Raw genomic sequence first — 2,533 nt, forward strand, 5'->3', positions numbered from 1 at the left:
CTCGGCGGTCTCGTCGCGGGCGGCGAGCGGCCCGGGGACGCCACGCTGGCCGGCACGCGGCCCCCGGTCTTCTGGGGACGCGGCGAGCTCGACACCGTCATCGCGCCGCACGCGATCGAGCGCACCGCCGCGTGGCTGCCCCCGCACAGCACCCTGACGGCCCGCACCTACCCGGGCCTGGCGCACGGCATCGACGCGGCCGAGCTGGCCGACGTCCGCGCGTTCCTGACGGCGCACCCAGCGGGCTGAGGGCTGAGGTTCGCAGAAGGTGACGGCTCGCAGAACGCTGCGGCTGGTCGCCAGGCACACGAGCGCCCCATCGCCCGCCCTGACCTCGATGTCCGTCCGTCCCGGCGCCACGGACCTCGAGGGCGCCGTGCGAGCCGGCGCGCGATCCCCGCGACTGGGGCGACCTCGATGACGTCACTGACCGGCCAGAAGCGTCGCCATGGGGCGACATCGGCCAGCGCATGACGATCACCCGGACCAGCCGGGCCTGGTCCTCGACCACTGACCTCGCACGTGACGTCGACCACGGTCTGGTCTGCATCGCGTGGGTGGACCTCGCGGGGACGCCCAGGCGCGCAGCCACGGCCGGAACCGGTGGCCGTCGACAGCAGTGTTCCTCTCCGACTACCGACGTGGCGCCGGCCCCCAGGTCGTCGAGCGTCGCGCGACGTCGTACACGGCCGCGCTGACTTCTGGGGTGAGCTGGGTGTCGAGGGACCGTAGCCATCGGCGTAGCTGTCGTCGGCCGACGACGATGACGTCAGCGGGCTGGTCCTTGACGGTCAGGGACGCGGCGATGACGACGACCACGCCCTGGACGTCGACGGGGAACCCGGCGGCGGCGCTCAGGAGCCGGGAGGCCCGTTCGGCCTCGTGATGGGCGTTGCGGAGATAGGGCACGCGGGTGCCGTTGACCATGAAGGTGCGCGGGCTGACCCAGATGCGCCCGTTGGGATGATGCTTGGCGTTCAGCGTGAAGACCCCGGCCGGACCGATGACCACATGGTCGATGTCGGAACCCTCGGTGCCCACGGGCACGGCGTGCAAGCACCTCCACCGGGGGTCCTTGGCCATGAGCTTGGCGAGCTGTTGCGCCACGAGCTGCTCGCCCCTGGCTCCGACGCGCCAGTTGCGGTCGGGCGGAGGTGGTCCGAACAGGCGCGCCCAGAACCCTCGTCGCGGTGCAGCCGCGCGTATCGCGTCGGCCTGCTCGAGCGCCATCTGCCCGGCAGCTCGGCCGGCGAGGTCGACCCAGGGCGCGCGGTCGCCAGACCGATTGCGGGAGTCCGTGGTGGACGGCGTGGTTCGCGCAGGGCTCGAGGCGTGCTCATCAGCAGTGGCGCACGGGTGCGCGTCACGCCACCGCAGGACCGCGCTCCTCACGGCGGGCAGATACTCCGGGGCCTCGACGTGGTCCGCGTCGAGGAGCAGATCGTGCCACCCCAGTCGCTGCCCATCAGGACTGCTGACGTACAGCCGGTCCCTGCCGTACCTGCGCCACCGCGTCACCCGGAGCTCCTCCATGCCTCCTTCATCGGCTCACGACGCGGCGAAGTCGACCTTGGCAGGAGAGGGGAGAGGTCGGTCGATGGTCTCGTGGCGACGTCACGTCACGAACCTGACTCATCTCGTGTTGCTCTCGAGGTTCGTTGGCAGCTGTGACCGCCGAGAACGATCATGAGCTACGCGGCCGCCCCTCGGCGGCGCGGTCAGGCCATCCGCTTCTCGAAGCGGAACATCAGGTCGTCGTCGTGCCCCTGCCCCGCGTCCCCGCCCGGCGCGTGCGGGTCAGGGTGGCCGGGGTGGAAGAACTCGACGGCGTGGAAGCCGCACACGTTGACGTAGAAGTGGATGTTGCGCACCTCGAAGTGCGGCGTCATGGTCTCCCACACGCGCGTGCGCGGGTAGCGACGCTCGATCGCGTGCCACGCCTCCCGCCCGATCCCCCGTCCGTGGTGCTCGGGGTCGACGAAGAAGAAGTCCAGGCTGTTGCGCCCCGTCTCGGCGTCGATGCTCACGACCGCACCACCCACACGCTCACCGGCGACGACGACGTGCAGCACCTCGGCGCCGGGCGCGGCGAACGACTCCCGCAGGTCCTCGTCGGACGGGAGCGGCTCGGCCGCGCCGCTGGGCGCGCCCTGCGTGACGGCGAGCGCGAACGCCGCCTGCACGCGGCGCGCGAACGCGTCGAGGTCCGCCGGCTGCGCCTCGACCAGCTCGACCGCGATCCCTGCTCCTGCCGTCATGCTCCTCGTCCTCCTCGTCCTCCCCGCCGGTCGGCTCACGACCGTCGCCGGTCCCGACCGGCCCTCACCGATCGTCGCGCAGCCACCTGTGCGCCGCCTCATGCGCGCAGGTGGCGGCGGGCCCTGGGCCCGGCCTGGGACGATGGGCCGCATGGACGCTCCGGCCCTCATCGACCTGGACACCTGGCCCCGGCGGCAGCACTTCACCCACTACCTGCGCGCCGTGCCGTGCACGTACGCGATGACGGTCGAGGTCGACGTCACCGCGTTCGTCG

The 2,533-nt window shown here is 72.2% G+C and carries 4 protein-coding genes; 2 read left to right on the forward strand and 2 right to left on the reverse strand.

What is annotated here, in order from left to right; all coding sequences use genetic code 11:
• Positions 1-249 (forward strand): alpha/beta hydrolase (locus ACTUAL_RS07855; protein ID WP_440899779.1); only part of this gene is annotated, 249 nt, incomplete at its 5' end.
• 384 nt (positions 250-633) lie between these two features.
• On the opposite strand, the gene ACTUAL_RS07860 is transcribed toward ACTUAL_RS07855, so the two are convergent.
• The gene (locus tag ACTUAL_RS07860; RefSeq protein WP_440899780.1) at positions 634-1,230 is read right to left on the reverse strand and encodes a nuclease-related domain-containing protein; all 597 of its coding nucleotides are present in this window, start codon (positions 1,228-1,230) and stop codon (positions 634-636) included.
• A 488-nt stretch (positions 1,231-1,718) separates the two neighbouring features.
• Positions 1,719-2,258, reverse strand: coding sequence for a GNAT family N-acetyltransferase (locus ACTUAL_RS07865; protein WP_440899781.1), 540 nt, complete (start codon positions 2,256-2,258; stop codon positions 1,719-1,721).
• Between the two features lie 151 nt (positions 2,259-2,409).
• Between ACTUAL_RS07865 and ACTUAL_RS07870 the strand changes: the two genes are divergently transcribed.
• Positions 2,410-2,533: CatA-like O-acetyltransferase (locus ACTUAL_RS07870; protein WP_440899782.1), on the forward strand; the 124-nt coding region annotated here is incomplete at its 3' end.

This window comes from Actinosynnema sp., from assembly GCF_052038725.1.